Source organism: Streptomyces sp. NBC_00005 (assembly GCF_045160215.1).
In the GTDB taxonomy this organism is placed as follows: Bacteria; Actinomycetota; Actinomycetes; order Streptomycetales; family Streptomycetaceae; genus Streptomyces.
On the sequence record NZ_CP108316.1, the window covers coordinates 2879573 to 2903034 of the forward strand.

Sequence of the window (23462 nt, forward strand, 5' to 3'; positions counted from 1 at the left end):
GGGCGCTCCGCGGGAGGTGCGCGGGGTGTGGTCCTGTCGTCGATCGTCTGCGCGGCCGTCGTGGCCGGTCGCGCCCCGCGGCGGAGCCGCACAGCGATGCGGCCCCGCGCCCCTTCGGGGGCGCTGCAGAAACCGGCGCCGAGTACGTCCGACCTGCCGAGGAGTCCGATGACCGAACACGACACGTCGGCCGCCCGGCTCGGCTACGACCACGCCAGGGAGCTCGCGGCGCGCGAGGCCGCCCATCGGGCGCACCTGGAGCGGCTGTTGCTGCTGTGCGCCGACACGCTCGACGACTTCGACCGGCTGCTGGCCGACGGGCCGGTGCGGGACGGCGAGGCGTACCACGGCAGCCTGGGGCTGATCGCCGAGCGCTTCGAGACCGCGTTGCGCGGCGAGGGCCTGGAACCGATCGGCGTCACCGGCGAGCCCGCGGACCCGGCGACCCACCACGTGGTCGAGGTGCGGCCGTCCGCGTCGGCCGCCGAGGACGAGGTCGTCCAGGTGCTGCAGCGCGGGTACGGCCACGGCGGCCGGGTGCTGCGGCCGGCCCGCGTGGTGGTCGCCGTACCGGACGCCGAACAGGTCGCCGGGAATGGGCAGTTGAGCGGGAACGAACACAAGGGGGAGCAGGAATGACAGCAATCGGGATCGACCTCGGCACCACCAACAGTGTGGTCGCGCGCTACGACCCGGACCGCGGTGAGACGCAGGTCGTCCGCAACGGCGAGGCGAGCAACCTGACGCCGTCGGTGGTCGGGATGATGCGCCGGGAGGGCTCCGAGTCCCTGCTCGTCGGGCAGCACGCGCTCAACTGGGCGGACCGGCAGCCCCAGGACACCGTCCTGTCGGTGAAGCGGCTGATGGGCCGCGACTTCACGGACGTCAAGGTGGCCCGGGCCCGGGAGAAGCTCAACTACGGGATCGTGCCGGGCAAGGACGACGACCCGCGCGCCCATGTGGTGTTCGGCGGCCGCACCACCACTCCGGCGGAGGTCTCCAGCGCGATCCTCGGCAAGCTGGTCAAGGACGCCTCGCGCACTCTCAACGAGGACGTGACGCACGCTGTGATCACGGTCCCGGCGCACTTCGGTGACGCGCAGCGGGCCGCCACGCGGGAGGCGGCGGAGATCGCCGGCATCACCGTCAAGAAGATCATCGACGAGCCGACGGCGGCCGCGATCGCCTTCGGCATGGAGAAGCGGGACGGGGAGCGCAGCCGCATCCTCGTCTACGACCTGGGCGGGGGCACGTTCGACATCTCGGTCCTGGACTCGACCAAGGGCCGTGACGGAACAGCCCAGTTCGCGGTGCGGAAGTTCTCGGGCGACGACTGGCTGGGCGGCGACGACTTCGACCTGGCGGTCGTGGAGCGGATCGCCGAGTGGGTCAAGCAGGAGTGCGGCATCGACCCGTCCGACGACAAGCAGTTCCGGTTCACCGCGAAGAAGTACGCGGAGCAGGCCAAGCGGGAACTCAACGACATGCCCGAGACCGTCATCAACATCCCGGCCGGGTTCCGCGGCGACGGCGTGGTCGTCGACGTCTACATGCCGCTCACCCAGGCCGAGTTCAGGGAGCTGACGGACCCGCTGGTGCAGCGCACCATGGGCCTGGTCCGCGAGACCCTGGAGCAGGACGGGCTGACCACCGCGCAGATCACGGACGTACTGCTGGTCGGCGGCGGGACGCTGACGCGTTCGGTGTACGAGTCGGTGGAGGCGTTCTTCGGCCGGGAGAAGGTCCGCCGCAGCATCAACCCCATGGAGTGCGTGGCGCTCGGCGCGGGCATCCTGGCCGGGACGCTGGACGGGGTGGAGTGCCCGGCCGGGGACTGCCGGACCGTCAACGACGAGGCGGCGCAGACCTGTTCGGCCTGCGGCACGAGCCTGGCGAGCGGCCGCGCGGTGGGCTCGACGGGCCTGTACGAGGTGACCGGCTTCGCCATGGGCATCGCCGCCGTGCGGGGCTCGCAGCGCGACGTGTTCGTGCCGATCATCGAGAGCGGCAGGGCGTATCCGCTGCCGGAGCCGTGCACCAAGGTGTTCCAGGCGACCGACACCCGCGTCATCCGGGTGCCGGTGTACGAGGGCAACAGCCCGGTGGCGAGCAAGAACGAAGAGCAGGGCGTCGTGGAGTTCGAGCTGGAGCAGGAGATCGAACTCAACCAGCGCGTCGAGGTGTCGTTCAACTACGACGCCGACCGCACCATCACGGTGTCGATCAACGTGCCCGGCACCGACATGCGGATGCTGTCGGCCCGGCCCAAGCGCGAGAAGCCCCGCACCCAGCCGCCCGCCCCGACCTTCGAACCGGACAGCGCGACGCTGCGCCAGCGCCTGGAGTGGGCCAAGCGGGACGCGGAGAAGTTCCTGCAGCGCTACGGCGGTTTCGTCGAGGACCTGCAGGCGATGAAGGTGCGCCGGGACCTGCAGCAGGCCGAGCAGGTGCTCCGGCAGGGCGAGAGCGGCGAGTACAAGCGGCTCACCGAGCTGCTGGTCGACGACATGTACCACAACTGCGGGTACGCCAGTCAGTTCCTGCACGCCGAGGAGGCCGCGGACGGGGCGCCCCCGGAGACGGCGGGGCTGATCAACGAGGCGGTCGGCTATGTGAAGCAGGCGCACGCCGAGGGCAACCGCCTGATGGCCGCCCAGCAGGCCCGCAACCTCGCCAACCTGGTGGCGCAGGCGTACGACGCGCGCCGCGTCTCGGCGCTGCGCGACACGGAACGCTTCGACGGGATCCTGCGGGTCCCCGACGACGCGGCGGACACGTGACCGCGGCGCGCAGCCCGGACGGGCAGGGGCACGAGCTGGGGCTCGGGCTCGACTTCGGCAGTACGGGTCTGCGGGCGGCGTTCGGCCGGCCCGGTGGGCCGGTGCGGCGGTTCGCGCTGTCCGGCGCGCGCCGGCCGTTCCTGCTGTGCGAGCCGTCGGTGGCCGGACCGCTGCCGGTGGAGTTCCCGAGCCTCAAGAGCCGTCTGGGCAGCGGCCGGCCGGTCCTGGTCGGCGGGGTGCCGACGGCGCCGGAGGAGGTGGCGACCGGGCTGCTGCGGGAGGTGCGGGAGCGGGCCGAGGCGGAGGCCGGCGGTCGGGTCACGCTGACCGTCGTCAGCGTCCCCGTGAGCTACGGGTCGGCGCAGCGGACGGCGTTGCTGGACGCGGCGCGGGCGGCGGGGCTCGACTCGGTGCGGCTGATCGGGGACGCCATGGCCGCGGTCGTCGGGCACACGGAGGGGCGGGGCAGCACGACGTGCCTCGTCTACGGGCTGGGGTACGGCGGGTTCGAGCTCGGGCTGGTGCGCGGGGCGCGGGAGCGGTACCGGGCGCTGGGCCACGAGTCGGCGTCGTCGACCGGGGGGCGGGCGTTCGACGACGCGGCGCTGACCGGCATGCTGCGGGCGGCCCGGCGCCGGGCGAACCCGGACCGCCTGGACGAGACGGACTGGCTGCGGCTGCGGGCGCGGGTAGAGCTCATCCGGGAGGAGCTCTCCGCGTCCGAGGGCGTCGGCGACGGGCTCCTCGAACTGGACCTGGGCGGTGGCATACCCGCCCAACTGCAGTTCGACCGCGAGGTGTTGGAGGAATACCTGGAACGCCATGTGCGCCGTACCGTCGCTCGCGCGGGCACGCTGCTCGAACAGTCGGGGATGGACCGGCGGGACGTCGACACCCTGCTCCTGGTGGGCGGCGGAACCCGTCTCGAAGCGGTCAGGGCGGGGGTGCGGGGGCTGGGCCGCGACCTGGTCCGGGCCCCGGACGACCTGCTCGCCACGGGCGCGCTCCTGCACGCCTCGCAGCTCGCCGGCATTCCGCCCTCGGCCCTGGAGGGGCTGGCCGTGGAACCCCCGGACACCTCCGACGACACCCTGTCGGACGCCCCACGCCTGTCGGTCACCCTGCTGTCGCCGCCCGCACCCGAGGCGGCACCGTCGTCACCGCCGTCCGGCCCGGGCGTACCCCTGGACGTCGCCCTGGCACGCCAGTTGGCGGAAAACGGCCGGCTCGGGGAGGCCAGGGCACTGCTGGACACGATCCTGTCGGAGGCACGGGCACTGCTCGACTCACTGGAGACGACGGGGGCGGAGGGGCCGGGGGTGCCTGGGGCGCCGGGAACGCAGCGGGTGCCTGGGGCGCAGGCCTCAGAAATGACAAGCCCAACCACCGGCCCCCCGCCCCCCGCGACCAGCTCGGCAGGAACAGAAGCAGCCACCGAGACCGCCGAACCCGCCGAGACCGCCGACTCCGAGCACTGGGCCGACCTCAAGGCCGTGCGGCGGCTGGCCCTGGCGCGGGATCTGCTGACGGAGGGGCGGTACGAGGAGGCGGTGCAGACCGCGCATGCCGCATGGCAGGCCGCCAGGGACGGGACGTCGGGGGCGGATGTGCTGGACGCGATGATCGCCGTGCACAGTGCGGCGGCCATGGCCGACTTCTCGCCCGAGCACTTCACCGACGCCGAGCGCTGGCTGCGCTGTGCCTACGGCCACGACCCCACCAACGCCCGGGTGCGCGAGCTGCTCGCCGAGCGCACCTTCCGGCACGCGGAGCGGCTCGACGGACGCGGGCGGCGCGACGACGCCGTCGACGCGCTGCAGCAGTCTCTGACCTGGAACCCCGAACACCAGCCCGCACAGGCCCTGTTGGAGCGAATCAGCCGTCGCGGCAGGAACCACCGGGACAGAGGCGGCGTCCCCCGCTGAGGAGCCCGGCAGATCGCAGGAGCGCCGGACCCTCCGGTGCTGAGTCAGGAGAACGCGCTTGCCCACCGCAGCCAAACCCCTCGAACCGAGTTTCCTGGACCGCAAGGTGCTGAGCACGGAGTTGTCGGAGCTGCTCGACGCCCATCCCGACCGACTCGCCGCCCGCCGGCCCGAACTGAGAACCCTCGCCAACGACCTGAACCAGGGCAACCGCCTTCAGACCTGGGCCGAACTCGACCTCGTCGAGGCCTTCGTACGCCCGGAGAGTCTCACGGCCCCTCGGTCCGGTGCGCCGGCCGGCACACCGTGGTGGCGGCGGGCCCCGCGGGACGGCGTGCTGGAGGCCGTGCTCGGTGTGCTGGTGTTCGTGCCGCTGCTCGTCACCTGGTTCGGGCTGCGCGAAGCGGTGCGCGCCTACGGGGAGTTGAGCCGGGAGGACTCCAAGCAGGCGACGCGTCCGTTCCTGCAGCTGTGGCAGACCGGCTTCGGCGGGCACCTGGCGGCGGTGGGCCGGTTCGAGAACGTGGCCCTGATGGCCGTCGTACTGATCACGCTGCTGGTGCTGCTGTCGGTGTGGCACGCGCGCGCCCGGACCAGGGCCGACCGGGAGGAGGAGAACCGGCAGGCCGGCGACGAGCAGCTGCTGGGTTCACTGGCCTCGCTGCTGAGCCGGGTGCAGCTGTGCCTGTCCCCACACCGGGCCGCCTCCCCGGACCAGTTCTCCAAGGAACTCACCCGCGCCGCCCAGCAGTTGCAGAACCTTCTGCAGAAGGCCAACGGCAGCCACAAGCGGCTGTCGGACGGCGCGGACGCCGTCGCCAAGGCGACCGACGCGCTGCAGCAGGCGGCCGGGGCGCTGTCGACCGAGGTGCCGCGCCTCGCGGCGGCGGCCGGCCGCGTCGAGGCCGCCGTCACGGCCGGTACGAACGCCACGGACCAGGTACGGCAGGACAGCAAGGAGTCGGCCCGCGTCATCGCGGACAAGCTCCAGTCCGCCGCCGGCGAGGTGCAGTCCGCGTTCTCGTCACTGGTCGCCGAGCAGAAGGCGCTCGCGTCCAAGTCCGAGGCGGCGGCGCAGGCGGCCGAGCAGGCGGCCCGGGCCATCGCCGCGGGCGCGGGACGTACGAACGACGTCGTCGACGGCATGCGGGAGGCCACCGAGCGCTGGGACGCGGCGGCCGCCCACTGGCAGGACGCGGCGGCACGGCTGGACCGGGCGATCCACACCCTGTCCGCACGGCAGGCACCCCCCGCAGCCCCCGGGCTTCCGGGGCAGTCCAACGCCGGCCCCGGCCCGAACGGCACCCCGCCGGCCGCCCCGGTCCGGCACCCGAACGAGTACCCCGACGGCGGCAACGGCGCGCTCGGCACGCAGGGCACCATGCAGCTGCGGTACGGCGGCCGGGACGAGCGCTCCGACGGGAGTGACCTGTGAGCACACGCCCCGGGCGCCGTACCCGCCGTCCGGGCGTCGTGGTCCTCGCGGGCTGGCTCTTCGCCGACCTGCTGCTGGTCCTGGCGCTGGTGTCGATGGCCGACCGCCCGGACCCGCTGGCGGCCGCGCAGCCCAAGGCGTCCGCCAGCGCCTCCGCGTCGGCGAGCCCCTCGCCGAGCCCCTCGCCGACCGGGCCGCAGGGTGTGTCGCGCTCACCGATCAAGTTCAAGGTGCACGGCACGGACAAGGGCGGCCTGCAGCGCCAACTCCGCTCCGCCACGGCCAAGTGGAAGGGCCGTACGGCAGCCCTGGTGCTGACGTTCGGCGGCGGGAACGGCGGCACGGTCTACGCGCACCACGTCAACAGTCAGCTCACCAAGGCGCGTCCCGACATGTTCGGCAAGCGGATGGCGACGGACGACTTCCTCAACCTCGGCGAGGCGGCGAACACGGCGATCGTGCGTGTGTACTTCTACACGCAGCCCGCCGAGTAGCGGCACGTCGATTCGGCAGCGGCGGACACGAAGGAAGGACCAGGCGGCGTGGCACAGTGGCGGCCCGGGCAGCGGGCGGCATGGGGCGATGCGGGCGAGGGGGCGGCTGCCCGGCCGCCGTTGCCCGACCTGCCCCGCTTCCCCGCGATGCACGGCTACACCAAGCTGCGCGAGGGCCTCGACGCGCTGAAGTTCCGGCATGTGGCGGACGCCCTGCGTGCGCCCGCGGCGCCCGGGAACACGGCGTTCGGGTCGCTGCCGCGCCCCGAGAACGACGACGGCTTCCGGGTCCTGGACGGGCTGTGGTTCCGCGGCCGCGGCACGCGGTGGGCGCGGGTCGACGAGGAGTACGTCCGGCAGGCGCGGGCCGGCTGGCTGGCCTCCGGCGATCCGCGGGCCGACGGCGCGGCGGGCGTCGTGGACACGCTGGAGGCGTTCGTCCGGCACGACCCGATGGGGCTGCGCCGGCTGCTGCTGTGGCAGCTGGGCTGTCTGCTGCGCGACGGCTCCGAGGGGCCGACCGAGGAGGCGGCGGCCGCGCTCGGCGTGCACCGGGACGAGGCGGGGTATCTGGCGGCGGCGGTGGCGCTCGGGTTTCCCGACGCCGGGCCGGGCCGGGAGGCGGCCGAGCACCTGGGCGACGTATGGCCGGACCGGCGGCTGCACCGCGCCGAGAAGGTGGCCGCGCGGGTGCCCGGCACCGGACGCGACCATGTGCTGGCCAACCTCCTGGACGAGCTGCGCGCGCAGCGCACCGAGATCCATCAACTCATCGACAAGGCTGCCCGGTTGGAGGCCGGCGGTTCGCTACGGGCCGCCGCCAAGGCCCGGTTCGAGGCCGCCCGCAGGGCCGTGGACGACCCGGCGGTGCAGGCGGGCCTGCTCGGCGCGGCGGCGCGCGCGGCGGACGTGACCGGACCGGGCCCGGGTCCGCACCTGGACGCGGTCCTGGACGAGCGGACGGTCTGCCTCTCCTGGCCACCGGCACTGCCCGGCGCGACCCCGGTCACCTTCCGCGTGGTGCGCTTCCCGGACGGAGCGCCGTGGGACGTACGGGAGTTGGCCGTGCTGGGCGAGGAGGAGGGACGGCCGGGGGACCCCCTGCGCCACACCGACCCCGCCGCCCCCGTCGGCCGCCCCCTGCGCTACGCCGTCGTCCCGCTGCGTCAGGACGAGGTCGCCGGGGTGCCGCTGGTGTCGGCGGCCCTGGTGATCGCGCCGGACGTGGCCGACGTCGCCGTCTCGCTCGTGCCCGACGGGGTACGGCTGCGCTGGCGGGTGAACGCGGCCTGCACCGACGTGAAGGTGGAGCGCCGCGCGGAAGGGCCGTTGGCCGGCTGGCCCGTGCCGGTGGAGTGCGAGCGGGACGGGCTGCGGGACGAGCGGCTCCCCGCGGGCGCCTACACGTACGCGATCCGCTGCGGTTATCCGGGGCCGGCCGGTGAGACGGTCTGGTCCGAGGGAGTACGGGTGCCCGCCCGGGCCGAGGAGTGGCCCGATCAGGTGGAGGACCTGGCGGCGCGGCTCGTCGGCGACGGCGACCGGGTGGCCCTCACCTGGCGGCCGCCCCAGCAGGGGCTGAGCAGCGTGGTGTCCTGGCCGAGCGGGCCGGTGCTCCCGGGCACGGACGTCTCCCGCCGTACGGACCTGACGCCCCCTCGCTCTCCTTCTGTGCCGGAGCCGTCCCTGGAAGTGGCCGTCCCGGAGCGGTCCCGGGTGCGCATGACGGCGCTGAGCGCGCTGGGCGACCGGGCCCTGACCGGACCGGCCGTGCTGGTCGAACGGCCGGGCACAGTAAGGGATCTGACGGTTCACCGCATCAGTGCGGACCGCGCGGCCGTGCGGTTCGCGTGGCCGGAGCCCGCCGTGCTGGTGCTGGTCGCCTGGGAGGGCGGCGGCGGCCGCGAGGAGTGCCGGGTGGCCCGCAGCCGCTTCCTCGCCGACGACCGCGTGGAGTTCCCGGTGACCGCGGACGCCTACCGCGTGACGGTCTCGGCGGTGCCACGCCCCGACGCCCTCGCGGTCCCGGCGGACGCCGCGTCCGCGGACCTCCCCGCGGTCCTGGCACCGCCCCGCCTGCTGCCGCCCCCTCACCCGCTGTTCGCCCCCTACGCCTGGTGGGGCCGATGGCGCAGGTGGTGGCCGTTCAGCCGCTGAGGCTCCGATGTGCTCGGAGCCCGCGGCACCGGGCTCTCAGTCCCGTACGACCGCCTCGGCGCCGCCGCCGAACTCCAGCTGCAGGCCCGTGCTCAGGGCGACGGTCCGACCGGGGTCGACGTCGTGCACGGAGCCGTCGGAGCGGCGGGCCGTCCAGCTGTTCTGCGAGCGGTTGGTGATGCCGAACCGCCCACGCTGCTTGGGGTGTTCGGTCACCTGAGCGACCACGGCGGAGAAGTCGTGCCGCTCCGCCTCGACGGCCAGGTGGTGTGCGTAGAGACGGGCCTGCGGGCCGAGGCGGACGGAGCGGGGCTTGCTGCGCATCATCGCGGTGCCGGTGGTCAGTTGCAGGCGTGGCGGGAGGGTGAGGGGCCGGCGGCAGTTCTGACCCCAGCACTGGGGCGCGGGTCCGTCCGGCTCGGTGAGGTTCTGGCGGCCGCAGGAGGCGCAGGTGCAGATGGTGTCCAGGACCTCGCTGAGGGCCGTCAGCCACGTCCCTTCCCGCACCCGCCGGTTCGGGTCCTTGAGCCCCTCGGTGAACGTCTCGACGAACAGCTCGCGCAGCGTCGGCGGCAGCGCGCCCCACGTGGCCACGACGGTCTGCTGCTCCTCGGGCACCGGCCGGTTGCGCTTGTCGTTCGGGTCGTAGAGGAAGACGGGGTCGGTGCCGTAGAGCTTCTTCCGGGCGTTCTCGTCCATGCAGCGGATCTGCAACGCCTGTGCGCCCTCCAGCGGGTGATGGTTCATCAGGAGCAGGAAGAGCAGGACCGCGAGGGAGTGCAGGTCGCTCTGGATGCCGGGCTGGGCACCCCGCTCGCCGCGCACCAGCTCCGGCGCCATGAAGTCCATCGTGCCGGCGACTCCGGCGCTCTCGCCCTCGAAGACCGCGTTGTCGTTGTCGCACACCAGGACGTCGCCGGTGTGCGGGTCGAAGAAGATGTTGCCCCAGTTGATGTCCCGGTAGGCGATGCCCTTGCCGTGCAGGGCGCGGTAGGCCTCGACGGTGTGCAGGGCGGCCATGACGAGGGTGCGCTGGGTGGTCGCGGCGAGCGCCGGATCGCGGCGGAACAGCGCGGGCAGGTCGTGGAAGCGCTCGGGCCGTACGTCCATGAGGTAGCCGAAGCCCGGCAGCTTGCCGTCGGCGTCGACGACGACGGTCTGCGGCCACAGGAAGCGGTCGTCGCTCCAGCCGCAGCCGATGAGGCCTTCGAGGATCTGTCGCTGGCGGCCGTCCGCGAGCTGCGGGTAGTACCACTTCAGGGCGCGCTCGCCCTTGCGTGTCCGCACCCGGTAGACCTCGCCCTGGCCGCCGGAGCCGAACATGTCGGCGACCTTGAGCTTCTCGCCCTCCTCGGTCACCAGGGTCTGCCCGGGGGCGAGCATGCCGTTCACCATGCGGTTCCTCTCGTGGCTCAGGTGTGTGGCGCGTCGTGCGGCGGGGGCGCGGTCGGGCCGACGGGCTCGAAGGCGCCCACGAGTGTCGTGTCGTCGCCGGAGTACTGGGCGGCGTGGCTGAGCCACTCCTCCAGCCGGTTGCGCACCGCGGGCATCCCCAGGTCGTGGGCGCGGCCCTGCACGCCGGCCGCGAAGTCGAGGAAGCCCTGGTGGTCGGTGAAGCTCTTGGACAGCCCGTCGGTGGACAGCAGCACTCCCGAGGGGCCCTCGTTGGTCAGCGGCTGCCAGTGGCAGCGGGCACGGTGCCAGGACTCGGGCGCGCACAGGGAGTCCGTCTCGTCACCGAGGTCGGGGCCGGTGTAGAGCGGGGTGTAAGGGGTCCCGGCCGCGTCCAGGACGACGACGTCGCCGTCGCCCAGCTGCCAGCACACCAGCAGACGCCGGGTCAGGACGGCACCGACGAGGGTGGTGCCGTAGGCGGTGAGGTCGGGGCCCTTGGGCGTCTGCCGGTGCGCGCCGTGGGCCGGGGAGTTGCAGTCGTGCAGGGTGGCGCGCTCGTACCAGCGGTGGGCGACCAGCTGGGGCAACCGGCGGGCCTCGGCGCGCAGTTCGGCGAGCGCGTTCCACCACGGGCTGTCGTCCTCGTGCTGCTCGGCCTCCTCGTCGTAGCGCACTGCCGCGGTCGCGAACTCCTGGGCGCAGGCGGTGAATTCCCTGACGGCCCAGGCCGCGCCCTGGTCGCTGCGGAAGTGGGGTGCCGAGCCGTGTCCGTCGGCGACGGCGAGGACGACGGCGCGGCCCTGGGCCACCAGCCGCGCCTCGCAGCGGTCCTGGCTGTACTTCTTGGCCGCGCCCTTGACCTCGCCCCTGAGCAGTTCCCACCGCTCGGCCGGTGCCACGACGCCGGTCACCAGACGGGGTCTTCGTCCTCGTCCTTGCCCAGTGCGACGGGCGGCGGGGCCTGGACGGGGCCGCCGCCGTCGCCCTTGGGCGTGGAGGCCGCCTTCACGGCGGTGGACATCCAGCGGATGGCGGCGGCCAGTTGGCGCGGGTTCTTCGCCTGCAGCGGCTCCAGCTCCGGGTTGGCGAGGAACTCCTTGAGCATGCTCTTGTCCGCGTCGTCGCCGATGGCGAGGGCGACCCGCACCGCGCGCTTGCCCCAGGGCGTGTCGTCGATGGCGCGCAGTCCGGACCGCCAGTCGTCGGTGGGCTGGCCGTCGGAGACGAGCGCCAGCACCGGCGGCAGGGCGCGCTGCGGCATGGGCGGCGTCTGCAGCGCGCCGGCCGCCAGGCGGAACGCGGCGCCCATGTCGGTGCCGCCGTAGGTGTGCAGGTCCTCCCAGGTGAACTGGTCCACCGGGGTCGCGTCGTTGATGTGCCAGCTGGCCCCGCTGGCGAAGGAGACGGCGCGGACGAGCAGGGTGGCTCCGGGGTTGGACCGGGCGGCCGACTGCATCTCCGGGATCGCCTCGCGGATGGCGAAGTTCAGCTCGGCGATCTTTCCGTTCACACTCATCGAGCCGGAACAGTCCAGCAGCCAGATGAAGTGGACGGGGCGGCTCGCCATACTGCCGCCCGGCAGGTCGAAGGTGTCGCTCACGGTGGTCCTCTCCCCCGAGGCCGGGCCGCGCGGGGGCCCGTGGACTTCCTTGCGGACAAGCCTAGTTGAGAACAGGGACGAAGATCTGGTGCCTGGGACGATTGGCGGCGCACAAGGATGTTCACCGAGTTCACATGCGCCCCATGTGCGCCCCCCTGTCACCGCCTTCCGTTGCGCCAGTCGTTCCACGTCTGGACCCACCACTTGTCGACCTTCGACAGCACGGTGGCCACGGTGCTGAGGTCACGCTCGTCGAGGTGCTGCACCACGGCGCCGAGGACCTCGTACAGCAGCTCGTTGGACAGGTCGCGCCAGCGGCCCCTGGCGCCCCGGTGGGGTTGACCCCAGATGACGAACAGAGCGGCCAGGCGGCTCGGATCCCGCAGGGCCGCGGGTTCCAGCGTGCCGCCCTGGCGCTGGGCGTGCCGCACGGCCTTGCCGTACTCGTGGATGAGTCCCAGGCTGCCGGTGGCGACGTAGTGCAGGGCGTGGGTGCGGTACAGCTCGGCGGGCTCGGTGCGGGCCATGCCGCGGGCGATCCAGCAGTCGATGCGGTCCCGCACCACCTCGTCCAGGCGTCCGGCATCCCGCTCCAGCACGGGCAGGCGTTCCATGAAGGGGCCGACCGTCTCCTCTCCGCGCGCGAAGTCGCGTGCGAGGACGAGCAGTTGGGCGAGGGCCTGTTCGGATGGCGCGAGCCTGCGGGACCCGGAGACCGCGCGGGCGAAGTCGAAGTACTCCTGGGTGACCCGCCCCGGGTGCCTGAGCCAGTGGCTGAGGCGGCTCTCCCAGCCCGCCTCGACGATCAGCCGGGCGGGGCACACGTCGGTGACCCTGCCCTGCTCGTGCTTGGGCGGCACTCCGCTCTTCTCCGGCCAGGCCAGGGCCCAGAGGATCTTCAGGGTGGGTACGTCGGAGACCTGTCCGTCCAGGTGCAGCTTCGCCAGTTCCGCCCAGAGTTCCACACCGGTGCGGCCGTACGGGGCGCCGCCGAGGTTGGCCGCCGACGCGGCGATGCGTACGACGAAGGGCGCCCCGTCCAGGTGGTCGCGCAGCCAGACGCCGTGCGGCGAGGCCGCCAGGTCGCGAATGGCACCGATGCGGCGGCCCTCCGCTCCCTCGGCGAGCCGGTTCAGGACCCGGCGGGTGAACACGCGGTCCCCCAGGGCCGCGAGCAGCGCCACGGCGTCGGCGCAGGGCTGTCGGTCGTCTGGCCGGCTCAGGGCGCGAGCGAGTCCCAGCACCGCCTCGTCCACGGTGGAGCCGCGGTCGGCGCCGGGGGTGAGCAGGGCGCGCAGCGGCTTCTCCCAGGCGGGGGACGGCGGTTGACGCAGCAGCCTGCGCAGTTCGTCCTCGGGCGGCGGGCCGAACTCGGAGCGCACGGTGCGCCAGGTCCCGTCGTCGAGAGGCAGCTCGCCGCGGGCCGCTTCCAGCGCGGGGACGACGTCCTGCGGGTGCGCTGCCTTCGCCTGGCGCCGGAGCAGGGCGGCGACGAGCGGCTGGACCGCGTCCCGCCGGTGCGTCGCGATCCGCCGGGCGATCTCCGCGAGGTCCCGGGCGAGGGCGTCGTCGAGCGGGCCCTGTTCGGCGGCGCGGGTGGCGGCGGTCAGGATCTCGGACAGCAGGCTGCCGTCGGGGAGTGCCTCGAACGCGTCGTCGCTGCGGGCGGTGAGGGCTCGGCGGACGAGGGGAAGGAGGGCGAAGGGGTCCTGGGGGGCGGGAGGTTGGGGAGCCGGAGCCTGACCGGCCGCAGCGGCGCCGGGCGAGAGGCCGGAGTCGCGGGAGCCGCCGGAACCGTCGCGGCCTTCGGCGTCGCCAGCAGAACCGAAGGCGCCGGAGCCGTCCGCGGTCCCCTCCTCGGGCCCGCCGGGCCGTGGGACCACGCCCTCCCGCCAGAGCCAGGCGGCCGCCTCCGCCCAGGAGTCGGCCAGGGGCGGACTGCCCGGGCCGCCCAGGCCGTCGTGCACCCGGAAGAGATGGGTGATGGTCGGCAGGTCCTTCCGGTCGAAGACCTCGGGGTCCGTGTCCGGGTCGATGCCGAGGATCTGCTGCGGGGCGGCGCCCGGGTCGGCGGAATGGGTGGTGAACGTCAGCGCCCGCGCGTACGCCACGGGCAGCGAGGCGCAGGCGAGGGCGATCCAGCGCGCCACGGTCTCCTGGTCCTGCTCGGCCACGACGATCTGACGGCCCGCGGGGTCGGCGAACAGGCCGCGCACGTCGGCGAGGAACGGGGCGACGCGCCGGCCCTGGTCGGACGCGAACTTCACCAGCAGGGCGTCGTCCCACAGCCGGTCCTCCGGCGCGAACGCCTCGTCGCCTCGTGCGGCCAGGGCGCTCGGCCGCCAGGCGTCGACGGGCCAGCGCCGCCGGGTCCCGTCGGGGTCGCCGGCCTCGTAGCGCGCGTCGACGCGCAACCGCTCGGAGTCCTCGTCCAGGCGCGCGCTGCACAGGAGTCCGCCGCCCTCGCGGTGGGGCAGCCGGGTGTAGCTGAGCGCGGCCCCCGACGCGGGGGCGGCGCCGTGCGTGGCGGTGATGATCCGCTGCATCAGGTCGTCCGGCACGCCGTCGGGCACCGCGGTGACGGGGGTGAGCCGGTCGGCACCCGAGTCGGGATCGCGGAGGAGCACGTAGCTGAGTTCGCGGATGGCCATGCCCCGATTCTGGCGATCCGCGCCGAACACCGCAGGAGGACGGGCAAGTTGGCACGGGGCGCACAGAAGCGGACCGGATCACTCGGGCTGTCACGGTGGGCCCGCTCGTCGCGCTCTATCCCCGTACGGCCCGCCCCACCTCCGCCCGCAGGGCCACGAACTCGGGCAGGCCCCGGGTGCCGATCTGGTCGCGCTTGCCGGGAAGTTCGACGGGCAGGTCGAGGACGATGCGGGAGGCGGGGCCCGGGGACAGGACGACGACGCGGTCGCCTACGTAGACGCTCTCGTCGATGTCGTGGGTGACGAAGACGATGGTCGTGCCGTCGGTGCGGTGGACCTCGAGAAGGAGGTCCTCGAGGTCCTCGCGGGTCTGGGCGTCCAGGGAGCCGAAGGGTTCGTCCATGAGCAGCAGCGAGGGGCGGCAGACCAGGGCGCGGGCGATGGCGACGCGTTGCTGCATGCCGCCGGACAGCTGCCAGGGGTGGCGACGGCCGGCTCCGTCGAGTCCGACGCGCTCGAGGATGCGCTCGGCCTCGGCGCGGCGTTCGGCCCTGGCGAGACCGCGGCGGCGCAGCGGGAGGGCGACGTTGTCGCGGACGGTGAGCCAGGGGAAGAGGGAGCGGCCGTAGTCCTGGAAGACGACGGCCAGGTGGTCGGGTACGCCGGTGACCGGGGTTCCGTCGAAGGTGACGGTGCCCTCGCGTGCGGGCTGCAGTCCCGCGACGGTGCGCAGCAGCGTGGACTTGCCGCACCCCGACGGGCCCACGACGCACAGGAGTTGGCCGTCGGGGACGGTGAGCGTGATGTCGTGCAGAACGCGCTGGTCGCCGTAGCGCTGGCCGAGGGAGTCGAGGCGGAGCGTCATGCCGTGCTCCTTCCCCGGCCGACGAGCCGTCTCTCGACCGCCAGCAGAGCGGTGTTGAGGAGGTATCCGAGGACACCGAGGAGGAGCAGGGCCGCCCATACGGTGAGCAGGTCGGAGCGCGACTGGGCGTCGGTGAGCGTGTAGCCGATGCCGTTCGCGGTGCCCGGCAGCAGTTCGGAGAACACCATGAGGATGAGGGAGAGCGAGAGGCTGAGGCGCAGGCCCGCGAAGATGCGGGGCAGCGCGGAGGGCAGGAGCAGGAACCGGAGCCGTTCGACGGGGTTCAGGCGCAGGACGGCGGCGACGTCGTGCCGCAGCGGGTCGGTGTTGCGCACCCCTTCCGCCGTGTTGACCAGCACCGGCCAGACGGCGCTGAAGGCGATCGACGCGATCTGCATCGGCGTACCGAAGTCGAGGACGACGACGAAGACGGGCACCAGCGCCGGCGGCGGCACGGCCCGCGCGAACTGCAGCACGGGATTGCACAGGGCGTACGCCCACCGCGACCGCCCGACCACCACGCCGACGGCGATCCCGGCACCGGCGGCGATCCCGAACCCGGCCGCCATCCGTCCGACACTCGGCAGTACGTCCCCGATGGCGGCCTCGGTGAGAAACGCGCGCCGGACGGGCCCCGAGAACCACAACTCGTGGGCGCGGCGCGCGATCCGGCCCGGGGGCGGGAAGTAGACGCTGCCGTGGGCCTGGGCGGCCACCTGCCAGAGGGCGAGGACGAGAACCAGGACCAGGAGGCGGAGGAGGACTTGATGGAGCGTGCTTTTGGCAGGGTCGCGGGATCCGCCGTGCGGGACGTCTCTGCGCCGCCTGGTCGCCGGAGCGGGCACCGCCTTCATGACCGCACCCCGCTCCCGGCCGCCCGCCGCTCCGGGGTCCAGGGGAACAACCGGCGTTCTCCCCACACCAGGACGCCGTTGATGACCAGGCCGAGGGCGCCTGCCCAGACCACGCCGGCCAGGACGTCGCGGGTGCCGTCGGTGGCCAGGCCGGCCTGGGCGATGAAGATGCCGAGGCCTTCACCGAAGCCGGAGAGGAGTTCGGTGGCCACGGCGAGTATGAGGGCGATGGCCGCCGAGATACGGATGCCGGCGGCGATGAACGGGGCCGTGCCGGGCAGTTCGACCCGCAGGAGGACCGAGAGCCGGCCGAAGCCGAAGGCGCGCAGGGTGTCCTTGGCGAGCGGGTCGGTCTCGCCGAGGCCGTAGATCGTGTTGAACAGGACGGGCCACACCGACGCGTACGTGATCAGCGCGACCTTGGTCTCGGTGCCGGTGCCCAGGAGCAGCGAGACCAGGGGGATCAGTGCGACCGACGGCAACGGCCGCAGGAACTCCACGATCACGCGTACGGCGGAGTCGACGACCGGCACGCTGCCGAGCAGCAGACCGAGCGGGACGGCGATCGCGACGGCGAGGCCGAGCCCCAGCGCCCAGGCCCGCAGGGTGGCACCGACCCCGTCGAGGAAGGCGCCGTCGCCCGCCAACTCGACGGCGCGGGCGAGGACTTCGGAGGCGGGCGGAAGGTAGGCGCGCCGGACGACGCCCGCCCGGCCCACCGCCTCGCAGACTCCGAAGGCCAGCAGGACGCCGAGGGTGCCCAGCCACAGATCCTGATGCCGTTTCAGCCGTTGCGGTCGTTTCACTTGACCAGCAGCGTCGCCGGGTCGAGGGCCTTCTTCAACAGCCCCTGTTTCTTCATGAGTTCGGTCAGCCGCCGCAGCTGTGCCGCGTCACTGGAGGCGGGATACGCCGGCAGCCCGATCGACTTGGCCTGGTCCGCGGTCACCTTGGTGTACTTGGGCAGTTCGGCGCGTACGGCGGACGGGTCCTGTGCCGCGATCTTCGAGGCGGCCTCGATGGCACTCTGGAAGGCAGTTGCCGCCTTGGCATGCTCGGCGGCGAACTTCCGCGTGGTGACGTACCCGCTGATGGGCAACGACTGGACCGGAGCCGACCCGCCGTCCAGCAGCACCTTCGCCTTCAACTCCCCCTGGATCGCGCTGTCGAAGGGCTCCACCGCGTGCACGGCGTCCACCTGCTTGCGTTCCAGCGCGGGCCCCATCTGCGGAAAGGCGATCTGCCGGTAGACGGGCCGCCCGACACCCTGCGCGTCGAGGATCGCGTTGAGCGTCAGCGACTGGATGTTGTTGAGGATGTTGACGGCGACCTTCTTGCCCGCGAGGTCGGCGACGCTCTTGATGCCCGAGTCCTTCGGCACCAGTACGTCCATCATGTGCGGCGCGACCCGTACGCCCTCGGCGAGGATGCGGAGGTCGAGGGTGCCCTTCTCGTCGGCCTGCAAAAAGGTCACGTAGTTCGCGCTCGCGATCACGTCGACCTGGCCCTTGGCGAGAGCGGGCAGCGCCTGGATGCTCTGCTGCACTGGCTGGATCGTGACGTCCAGCCCCTCCTTCTTGAACAGTCCGCGGTCCCGCGCGATGTAGAGCGCGGCGGAGTCGGTCAACGGCAGGGCGGCCACGGTGATCTTCGTCCGCCCGCCGCCGCCCGTGGAGCCCTCCCCGTCGTCGCCGCAGGCCGCGAGGAGCAGTGTCAGGGCAGCCGCGACGGCCACCGTTTTCCCGATTCCCGTCCGCAATCGACGTAACGCCATGCGGCATGACTACCAGGGATTTGTCATGATCACCACATGACAGCGAGCCGAACCGTCACTCTTCGGAGAAATACGAGGCGCCGCACGAAAGGCTTCCCCGCAGCCCACGGACCGGCCCGCCCGCCGCGCGTGTTCCCTTGCCGAGCCCTGCCCGCCACGCCACCGTGGTCGCATGAATGTGCGCGAGGCCCCGCCGGTTCCGGACGTCTTCGACCCGCGGCAGTACGCCGCCGGGGTACCCCATGCCGCCTATCGCGTTCTGCGCGACCACCACCCCGTGGCCTGGCAGGACGAGCCCGAGGTGCTGGGCTGGCCGGCCGGGCCGGGGTTCTGGGCAGTGACCCGGCACGCGGACGTCGTGCGCGTCCTGAAGGACTCGGCGACGTACTCCTCCCACCTCGGCGCGACCCAGATCCGCGATCCCGACCCGGACGACCTCCCCTTCATCAGGCGCATGATGCTCAATCAGGACCCGCCGGGCCACGGGCGGTTGAGACGGCTGGTCAGCCGTGCCTTCACCCCGGGCCGCATCGACCGCTTCACGGCCGTCGCGCAGGAGCGGGCCCGGACGCTGTTCGACCGGGCGCTGCGGACGGCCCGCGCGGCGGACGGCACCGTCGACCTCGTCACCGCCGTGACCGACGACTACGCCCTGCTCAACCTCGCCGACCTGCTCGGCGTCCCGGACGGCGACCGCGGTCTGCTGCTGCACTGGACGCAGCGGGTCATTGGCTACCAGGACCCGGACGAGGCCGGCGCACCCGTGCTCGACGCGGCGGGCACACCGGTCAACCCCCGCTCCCCCGCGGCTCTGCGCGACATGTTCGCCTACGCCCAGCAGCTCGCCGCACACAAGCGCCGCCACCCCGCCGACGACGTGCTGACCACGCTCGCCCAGGACCCCGAACTCGCCGACGCCGAACTGGAGATGTTCTTCTTCCTGCTCACCGTCGCGGGCAACGACACGGTCCGCAGCGCCGCTCCCGGCGGCCTGCTCACCCTGGCCGAGCACCCGGAGGCGTACGGACAACTCCGCGCGGGGAAGACCGAACTCACTCTCGCCGTCGACGAGTTGCTCCGCCGGCATCCGCCCGTCCTCACCTTCCGCCGGACGGCCGTCCAGGACACCGAGCTGGCGGGGCGGCGCATTCGCGCCGGCGACAAGGTGGTCGTCTTCCACGCCTCCGCCAACCACGACGAACGGGTCTTCACCGCACCGGACCGCCTCGACCTGTCCCGGGCGCCGAACCCGCACGTCTCCTTCGGCGACGGCCCGCACGTCTGCCTGGGCGCGCACTTCGCCCGGCTGCAGCTGCGGGTGCTGTACGGCGAGGCACTGCGCGCGCTGCCGGCCCTGCGCACGGCGGGGCCGGCCAGGCGGCTGACGTCCAACTTCATCAATGGCATCAAGTCGCTTCCGGTGCAGGTGACTTGAGGCTCAGAGCCCGGCTCTCAGGTGCGGACCTGGATCAGCGCGTGAGTGCCGCCGGTCCGCCACCGTTGTCCCTCGGCCGCCACGAGTGCGGCCTCCGTGGCGGGGTCCAGGCCGGTGATCACGTCGGACTTCAGGGTGCGCAGGGCGGCCACCGGGCCGGGGAAGTGGGCGGTGACCTCACTGAAGGGTGTGGTCGGAGGCCACAGCCGGTCGCCCACCAGGCGGCGGTAGTTGAGGTCGCCCTTCACGATGGTCACCGTGGCCGTGGCGAGTTCCGCGCGGAGGTCGTCGGGCAGGTCCGCGAACGGCAGCGGTGCCGCGGAGAAGGGGTGGGCGCGCAGCGTGAGGCGGCCGTCGGTCATCGCCGACCACAGGATGCGGCCGTACTCGACGGCGGCGCCCTGCGCCCCGGTCAGCCTCCTCAGCGCGTCGAGCACGTCGGCCGTCGTCGCGTCGGAGACGTAGTACGGATACGGCTTGACGTGCAGGACGGCGCGCTGGATGCGCCCGCGTTCGAGGAGGTGGGCGATGAGCAGCAGATCGGGGATGAGTTCGCGGCCCGCGTTGTCGGCGATCAGGCACAGCGTGCCCGCGCCGGACGGCGGGAGCAGCGACCAGAGGGCCTCGCTGTCGTCGGCCACCAGGCCCGGGGCGGCGTCCCCGATACCGGTGTCCGCGGTGGAGAGGCGGAAGCCGAGGTCGGCGCGGTTGCCCCAGAGGGAGCCGTGCAGCAGGGCCCGGTCCTGGTCACCGGCGGACAGCGCGTCGAGGGCGGTCAGCTCCTCGTCCGTCTCGGCGGAGTCGAGCTCGGCCAGCTTGAAGGGGCGGAACGGGTCGATGCCCTGCCAGGGTCCGGTGCCGAAGTAACCGACCGCTTCGAGGAGTTGGCGGTAGAAGTAGCTCTCCGACCAGAGCCAGGGTACGTCGTACCAGGAACGGCCGGTGTACTCGGCCGAGCCCCACGTCTCCCAGCGGGCCCGGTCGTGCGCGTCGGCGGGGAGCGGTTCGACGACGCCCTTGGTGCAGCTCGCGAGCAGCGCGTCGAGTGCGCGGTGCTGTGCGGGGCCGTACGGGAAGGCCTCCCGGACCTGCCGGATGATCGCGGGATGGCGCTCGGCGAGCACGCTATAGGGGAACGAACCCGGCTCGTTGCCGAGGATCACGGACGCGGACGGGGTGTCGGGCATGCGCCTCACCATAGAGCCTCGGTCAGACGGGTCTGATCTCCCGCTCCAGCCGGGCGGCGAGGCTCAGATAACGGGCGCGGCGGGTCACCGGGACCAGACCCCGGACCATGACGTGCCACATCTCGGCCAGCCTGCGGGGCTGGCGGGCGACGGGTTCGAGGGAGTGGCCCACGACGCGGGTGCCGACGAAGAAGCTGACGAGGGAGTGGGCCACGGCGTCGACGTCGACGTCCGGGTGGACGTCCGACTCCTTGATGGCGCCGAGGAGTTTGCGGGAGGCGATGTCACGCCACTCGGTGAAGGGGTGCTCGAGCGGCGGCCGCACCGCGACCGAACCGGTGGCGAGCCGGAGCCCGGCCCGCGGGATCGGCCCCTCGACGGACAGCCGGGCGATGGCAAAAGTGATGCGCATCAGGGTTTCGAGCGAGGAGTAGCTCCGGCCGTCCAGGTCCTTCGTCACCTCGCGCAGGGCCCTGGACTGGAGCTCCATGATGGCGTGGGCCAGGTCCTCCTTCGCCGCGAAGTGGAAGTACAGGGCACCCTTGGTGACTTGGGCGTGTTCGACGATGTCGCTCAGGCTGGTCGATTCGTAGCCGCGGCGGTCGAACAGGTCTGCTGCGGCTGTGATGATCGTCGCGCGAGTCTGCTCGGCGCGTAACTGCCTCGCCATCGGCTGAACACTCCTGGGACTGGAAAGAACGGGTCGTGCTGTTTGTTTTTTACTCCCCGTGAACGATATCTCACCGTGCGGCGGCGCCGACGGTGCACCCGAAGACGGTCGACTCGCCCTGCGTTCCCCGGACTTCCAGGTCTGTCCCGTCCCCGCCGGTCACCTCGATCCAGGTGGGTCGGTCCAGTTCGGCGTACTGGTGGAAGGTGGCGTGGAAGGACGCCGACGATCCCGGTTCGGCGGTCCGCGTGCGGGTGACCTGGCGGGCCGCCTCCAGGAGCAGCATGCCGGGGACGTGGTCGAGTGGGTGGTCGAAGAAAACGGGATGGGCGGTATCTACACGCAGTTGCCAGCGGCCGGGGCGGTCGGGCGGGGCGAGGACGACGTCCGTGGACAGGGCGCGGCCCACGGTGGTGGTCGGCAGGGCGGGCGGGATCGGCAGTGGGGAGACGGTGGCCGCGGTGCGGCCGCCGCGCAGTCTGCGGTAGACGGACTCGCTGGTCCAGCTGACGGAGATGTGCGCGGTCGCGACGCGTTCGCCACCCAGACGTACGTCGGTGTCGTAGCGGAGCGCGGTCGGGCGGCCGGCGCGCCTGCGGACGTCGAAGATCCTGACGTCGAGCACCGGTTCGGCGGGGGCGGCGCCGACGGCCAGGTGCTCGGGATGCGTGGTGAAGCGCAGTTCCTTGAGGACGAAGAAGTGGTCGAGCGGGGCTTCGTACTCGGCGTGCGCGAGGAGTGCTCCGCACTGGCGGACGGTCTCCGCGACGAGCAGCGGTTCGTACGCGGACCGGTCGGGAGACACGTGTAACTGATGGGCGCGCGGCCACTGCGCGAACAACCTGAACCTGTTGGCTCCGGTCCGCGCCCAGCCGGTGAGAAACGTTTCAGCGACGGATGCCCGATGGACGAGCTGACGGGGCACGGTGGCCGTCAAGGTCGATTGAGGCATGTCCCTCCCTCGGTCCCCCCGAAAGCGGATGACAGACCAGACGGAGAGGTGCCCGTGCCGGCGACCGCCAGAGTACGAGGCGACCGGTTGGTTTTTCAATGAGACGTGGGTGGCCCCGAGGGGCGTACGGCCCAGGTGAACGAACGACGGATGCGCGGGCAGGTGCCGCGGGGGAGATCTTCGCGCCGCGCGCGACACCCGCGACGCGAGCCGGAAACGCGTCCCGGAACTCGGCCGGTTGACCGGGATCGCCCCGATTCATGGAGAGCTCGAAGCGGTGAACGCGCCGGGCCGGTTTCCCGTACTTCACGGGAGCACACCGTTCCGCGCCGGCCGAGGAGACGTTCCGGATGCCCCGGATGACCGCACACCGCACCGCCCTGGCGGCCGCCCTCGTGACCCCGTTCCTGCTGTCCCTGTGGGCGGCGGGCCCCGCGCAGGCGCACGGTGCGCCCACGGATCCGGTCAGCCGGGTGTACGCCTGCTCCCCCGACGGCGGCAGCAACGCGCAGTCGGCCGCCTGCAAGGCCGCCGTCGCCGCGAACGGCGCCCCCTTCACGTTGTGGGACAACCTGCGGGTGCCGGACGTGAACGGCAGGGACCGCCAGGTCATCCCCGACGGAAAGCTGTGCAGCGGGGGCCTGCCCGCCTACAAGGGACTCGACCTCGCCCGCTCCGACTGGCCGTCGACGACCCTGAAGCCGGGCGCGACGATGACGATGAAGTACGCCTCGACGATCCCGCACACCGGCACGTTCAAGCTCTACCTCACCAAGACCGGCTACGACCCGAAGAGGCCGCTGACCTGGTCCGAGCTGCCGGAGCAGCCGTTCGCGGCGGTCAAGGACCCGGCGCTGACGAACGGCGCGTACCGCATCACCGCGAAGCTGCCGTCCGACCGGACCGGGCACCACGTGCTCTACACGATCTGGCAGAACAGCAGCACCACGGACACGTACTACTCGTGCTCCGACGTGGTGTTCGGGGCGGCAAAGAGCGGCAGCAGCGGCGGCCGGGCGGCGTCGCCGTCCTCGGCCGGCGGCGGGAAGAGCGCGAGCGGCAGCCCTTCGGCGACCCCGGAGCCTCGTACGACGCCCTCCCGGACCGCCGAGGCCGCGGCGAGCTCGCGGCAGAGCACCACCGCACCCGACAGCACTCCGGTGGCCTCGACGTCCACCGGCGGCTCGGGGCCCTCCGCGCCCGTGATCGCGGGCGGCGCCGCCGCGGTGCTGGTGCTCACCGGCGGCGCCGCCCTGGCGCTGCGTCTGCGTCGACGCTGAACTACCCC

Annotated in this window: 19 protein-coding genes; 8 read left to right on the forward strand and 11 right to left on the reverse strand. The window is 72.8% G+C overall.

Annotated elements, in window-relative coordinates; genetic code table 11:
* The first annotated feature begins 168 nt into the window (after nt 1–168).
* From OG303_RS13490 to OG303_RS13515, 6 genes are read left to right on the forward strand one after another with little or no spacing between them, the layout of a single operon-like run.
* Complete coding sequence (locus tag OG303_RS13490) at nt 169–639, forward strand: nucleotide exchange factor GrpE (protein ID WP_405868202.1); 471 nt, start codon at nt 169–171, stop codon at nt 637–639.
* A complete protein-coding gene (locus OG303_RS13495) occupies nt 636–2780 on the forward strand; it encodes an Hsp70 family protein (RefSeq protein ID WP_405868204.1) in 2145 nt (714 codons plus the stop codon). The genes OG303_RS13490 and OG303_RS13495 overlap by 4 nt, the downstream gene beginning before the upstream one ends.
* The gene (locus tag OG303_RS13500; RefSeq protein WP_405868206.1) at nt 2777–4705 is read left to right on the forward strand and encodes an Hsp70 family protein; all 1929 of its coding nucleotides are present in this window, start codon (nt 2777–2779) and stop codon (nt 4703–4705) included. The genes OG303_RS13495 and OG303_RS13500 overlap by 4 nt, the downstream gene beginning before the upstream one ends.
* Nucleotides 4706–4763: 58 nt before the next feature.
* A complete protein-coding gene (locus OG303_RS13505) occupies nt 4764–6140 on the forward strand; it encodes a hypothetical protein (protein ID WP_405868208.1) in 1377 nt (458 codons plus the stop codon).
* Nucleotides 6137–6634, forward strand: a complete 498-nt coding sequence (locus tag OG303_RS13510; RefSeq protein WP_405868210.1) for a hypothetical protein — start codon at nt 6137–6139, stop codon at nt 6632–6634. The genes OG303_RS13505 and OG303_RS13510 overlap by 4 nt, the downstream gene beginning before the upstream one ends.
* A 48-nt stretch (nt 6635–6682) precedes the next feature.
* Nucleotides 6683–8791 carry a hypothetical protein gene (locus tag OG303_RS13515; protein ID WP_405868212.1) on the forward strand — a complete coding sequence of 703 codons (2109 nt, stop codon included), beginning with the start codon at nt 6683–6685 and terminating at the stop codon, nt 8789–8791.
* A 36-nt stretch (nt 8792–8827) separates the two neighbouring features.
* Here the strand turns inward: OG303_RS13515 and OG303_RS13520 are convergent, their stop codons facing one another.
* The 8 genes from OG303_RS13520 to OG303_RS13555 all read right to left on the reverse strand — a co-directional run bounded on the left by OG303_RS13520 (nt 8828) and on the right by OG303_RS13555 (nt 17891).
* Nucleotides 8828–10186 (reverse strand): protein kinase domain-containing protein, encoded by a 1359-nt coding sequence (locus tag OG303_RS13520; protein WP_405868214.1) that lies wholly within the window; start codon nt 10184–10186, stop codon nt 8828–8830.
* A 17-nt stretch (nt 10187–10203) separates the two neighbouring features.
* Nucleotides 10204–11097, reverse strand: coding sequence for a protein phosphatase 2C domain-containing protein (locus OG303_RS13525; protein ID WP_405868216.1), 894 nt, complete (start codon nt 11095–11097; stop codon nt 10204–10206).
* Entirely contained in the window at nt 11094–11753 is a 660-nt protein-coding gene (locus OG303_RS13530) for a vWA domain-containing protein (RefSeq protein ID WP_405877247.1), read from the reverse strand. Before OG303_RS13530 ends, OG303_RS13525 begins: the two co-directional genes overlap by 4 nt.
* A 191-nt stretch (nt 11754–11944) precedes the next feature.
* Entirely contained in the window at nt 11945–14437 is a 2493-nt protein-coding gene (locus OG303_RS13535) for a GTPase-associated protein 1-related protein (protein WP_405868218.1), read from the reverse strand.
* A gap of 115 nt (nt 14438–14552) precedes the next feature.
* Nucleotides 14553–15302 (reverse strand): ABC transporter ATP-binding protein, encoded by a 750-nt coding sequence (locus OG303_RS13540; RefSeq protein ID WP_405868220.1) that lies wholly within the window; start codon nt 15300–15302, stop codon nt 14553–14555.
* Nucleotides 15299–16156, reverse strand: coding sequence for an ABC transporter permease (locus tag OG303_RS13545; RefSeq protein WP_405868222.1), 858 nt, complete (start codon nt 16154–16156; stop codon nt 15299–15301). Before OG303_RS13545 ends, OG303_RS13540 begins: the two co-directional genes overlap by 4 nt.
* Nucleotides 16153–16962 carry an ABC transporter permease gene (locus OG303_RS13550; protein ID WP_405868224.1) on the reverse strand — a complete coding sequence of 270 codons (810 nt, stop codon included), beginning with the start codon at nt 16960–16962 and terminating at the stop codon, nt 16153–16155. The genes OG303_RS13545 and OG303_RS13550 overlap by 4 nt, the downstream gene beginning before the upstream one ends.
* Nucleotides 16959–17891: an ABC transporter substrate-binding protein gene (locus OG303_RS13555; protein ID WP_405868226.1), complete on the reverse strand. Its 933-nt coding sequence runs from the start codon at nt 17889–17891 to the stop codon at nt 16959–16961. The genes OG303_RS13550 and OG303_RS13555 overlap by 4 nt, the downstream gene beginning before the upstream one ends.
* A gap of 211 nt (nt 17892–18102) precedes the next feature.
* On the opposite strand from OG303_RS13555, the gene OG303_RS13560 reads away from it, so the two are divergent.
* A complete protein-coding gene (locus tag OG303_RS13560) occupies nt 18103–19365 on the forward strand; it encodes a cytochrome P450 (protein ID WP_405868228.1) in 1263 nt (420 codons plus the stop codon).
* 17 nt (nt 19366–19382) lie between these two features.
* On the opposite strand, the gene OG303_RS13565 is transcribed toward OG303_RS13560, so the two are convergent.
* The 3 genes from OG303_RS13565 to OG303_RS13575 form a co-directional block, all read right to left on the reverse strand.
* Nucleotides 19383–20552 (reverse strand): damage-control phosphatase ARMT1 family protein, encoded by a 1170-nt coding sequence (locus OG303_RS13565; RefSeq protein WP_405868230.1) that lies wholly within the window; start codon nt 20550–20552, stop codon nt 19383–19385.
* A 22-nt stretch (nt 20553–20574) separates the two neighbouring features.
* A complete protein-coding gene (locus tag OG303_RS13570) occupies nt 20575–21222 on the reverse strand; it encodes a ScbR family autoregulator-binding transcription factor (protein ID WP_405868232.1) in 648 nt (215 codons plus the stop codon).
* A gap of 70 nt (nt 21223–21292) precedes the next feature.
* A complete protein-coding gene (locus OG303_RS13575) occupies nt 21293–22174 on the reverse strand; it encodes a ScbA/BarX family gamma-butyrolactone biosynthesis protein (protein ID WP_405868234.1) in 882 nt (293 codons plus the stop codon).
* A 350-nt stretch (nt 22175–22524) separates the two neighbouring features.
* Here OG303_RS13575 and OG303_RS13580 point away from each other — a divergent pair, with 350 nt between their 5' ends.
* The gene (locus OG303_RS13580) at nt 22525–23454 is read left to right on the forward strand and encodes a lytic polysaccharide monooxygenase (protein ID WP_405868236.1); all 930 of its coding nucleotides are present in this window, start codon (nt 22525–22527) and stop codon (nt 23452–23454) included.
* Nucleotides 23455–23462: the final 8 nt, after the last annotated feature.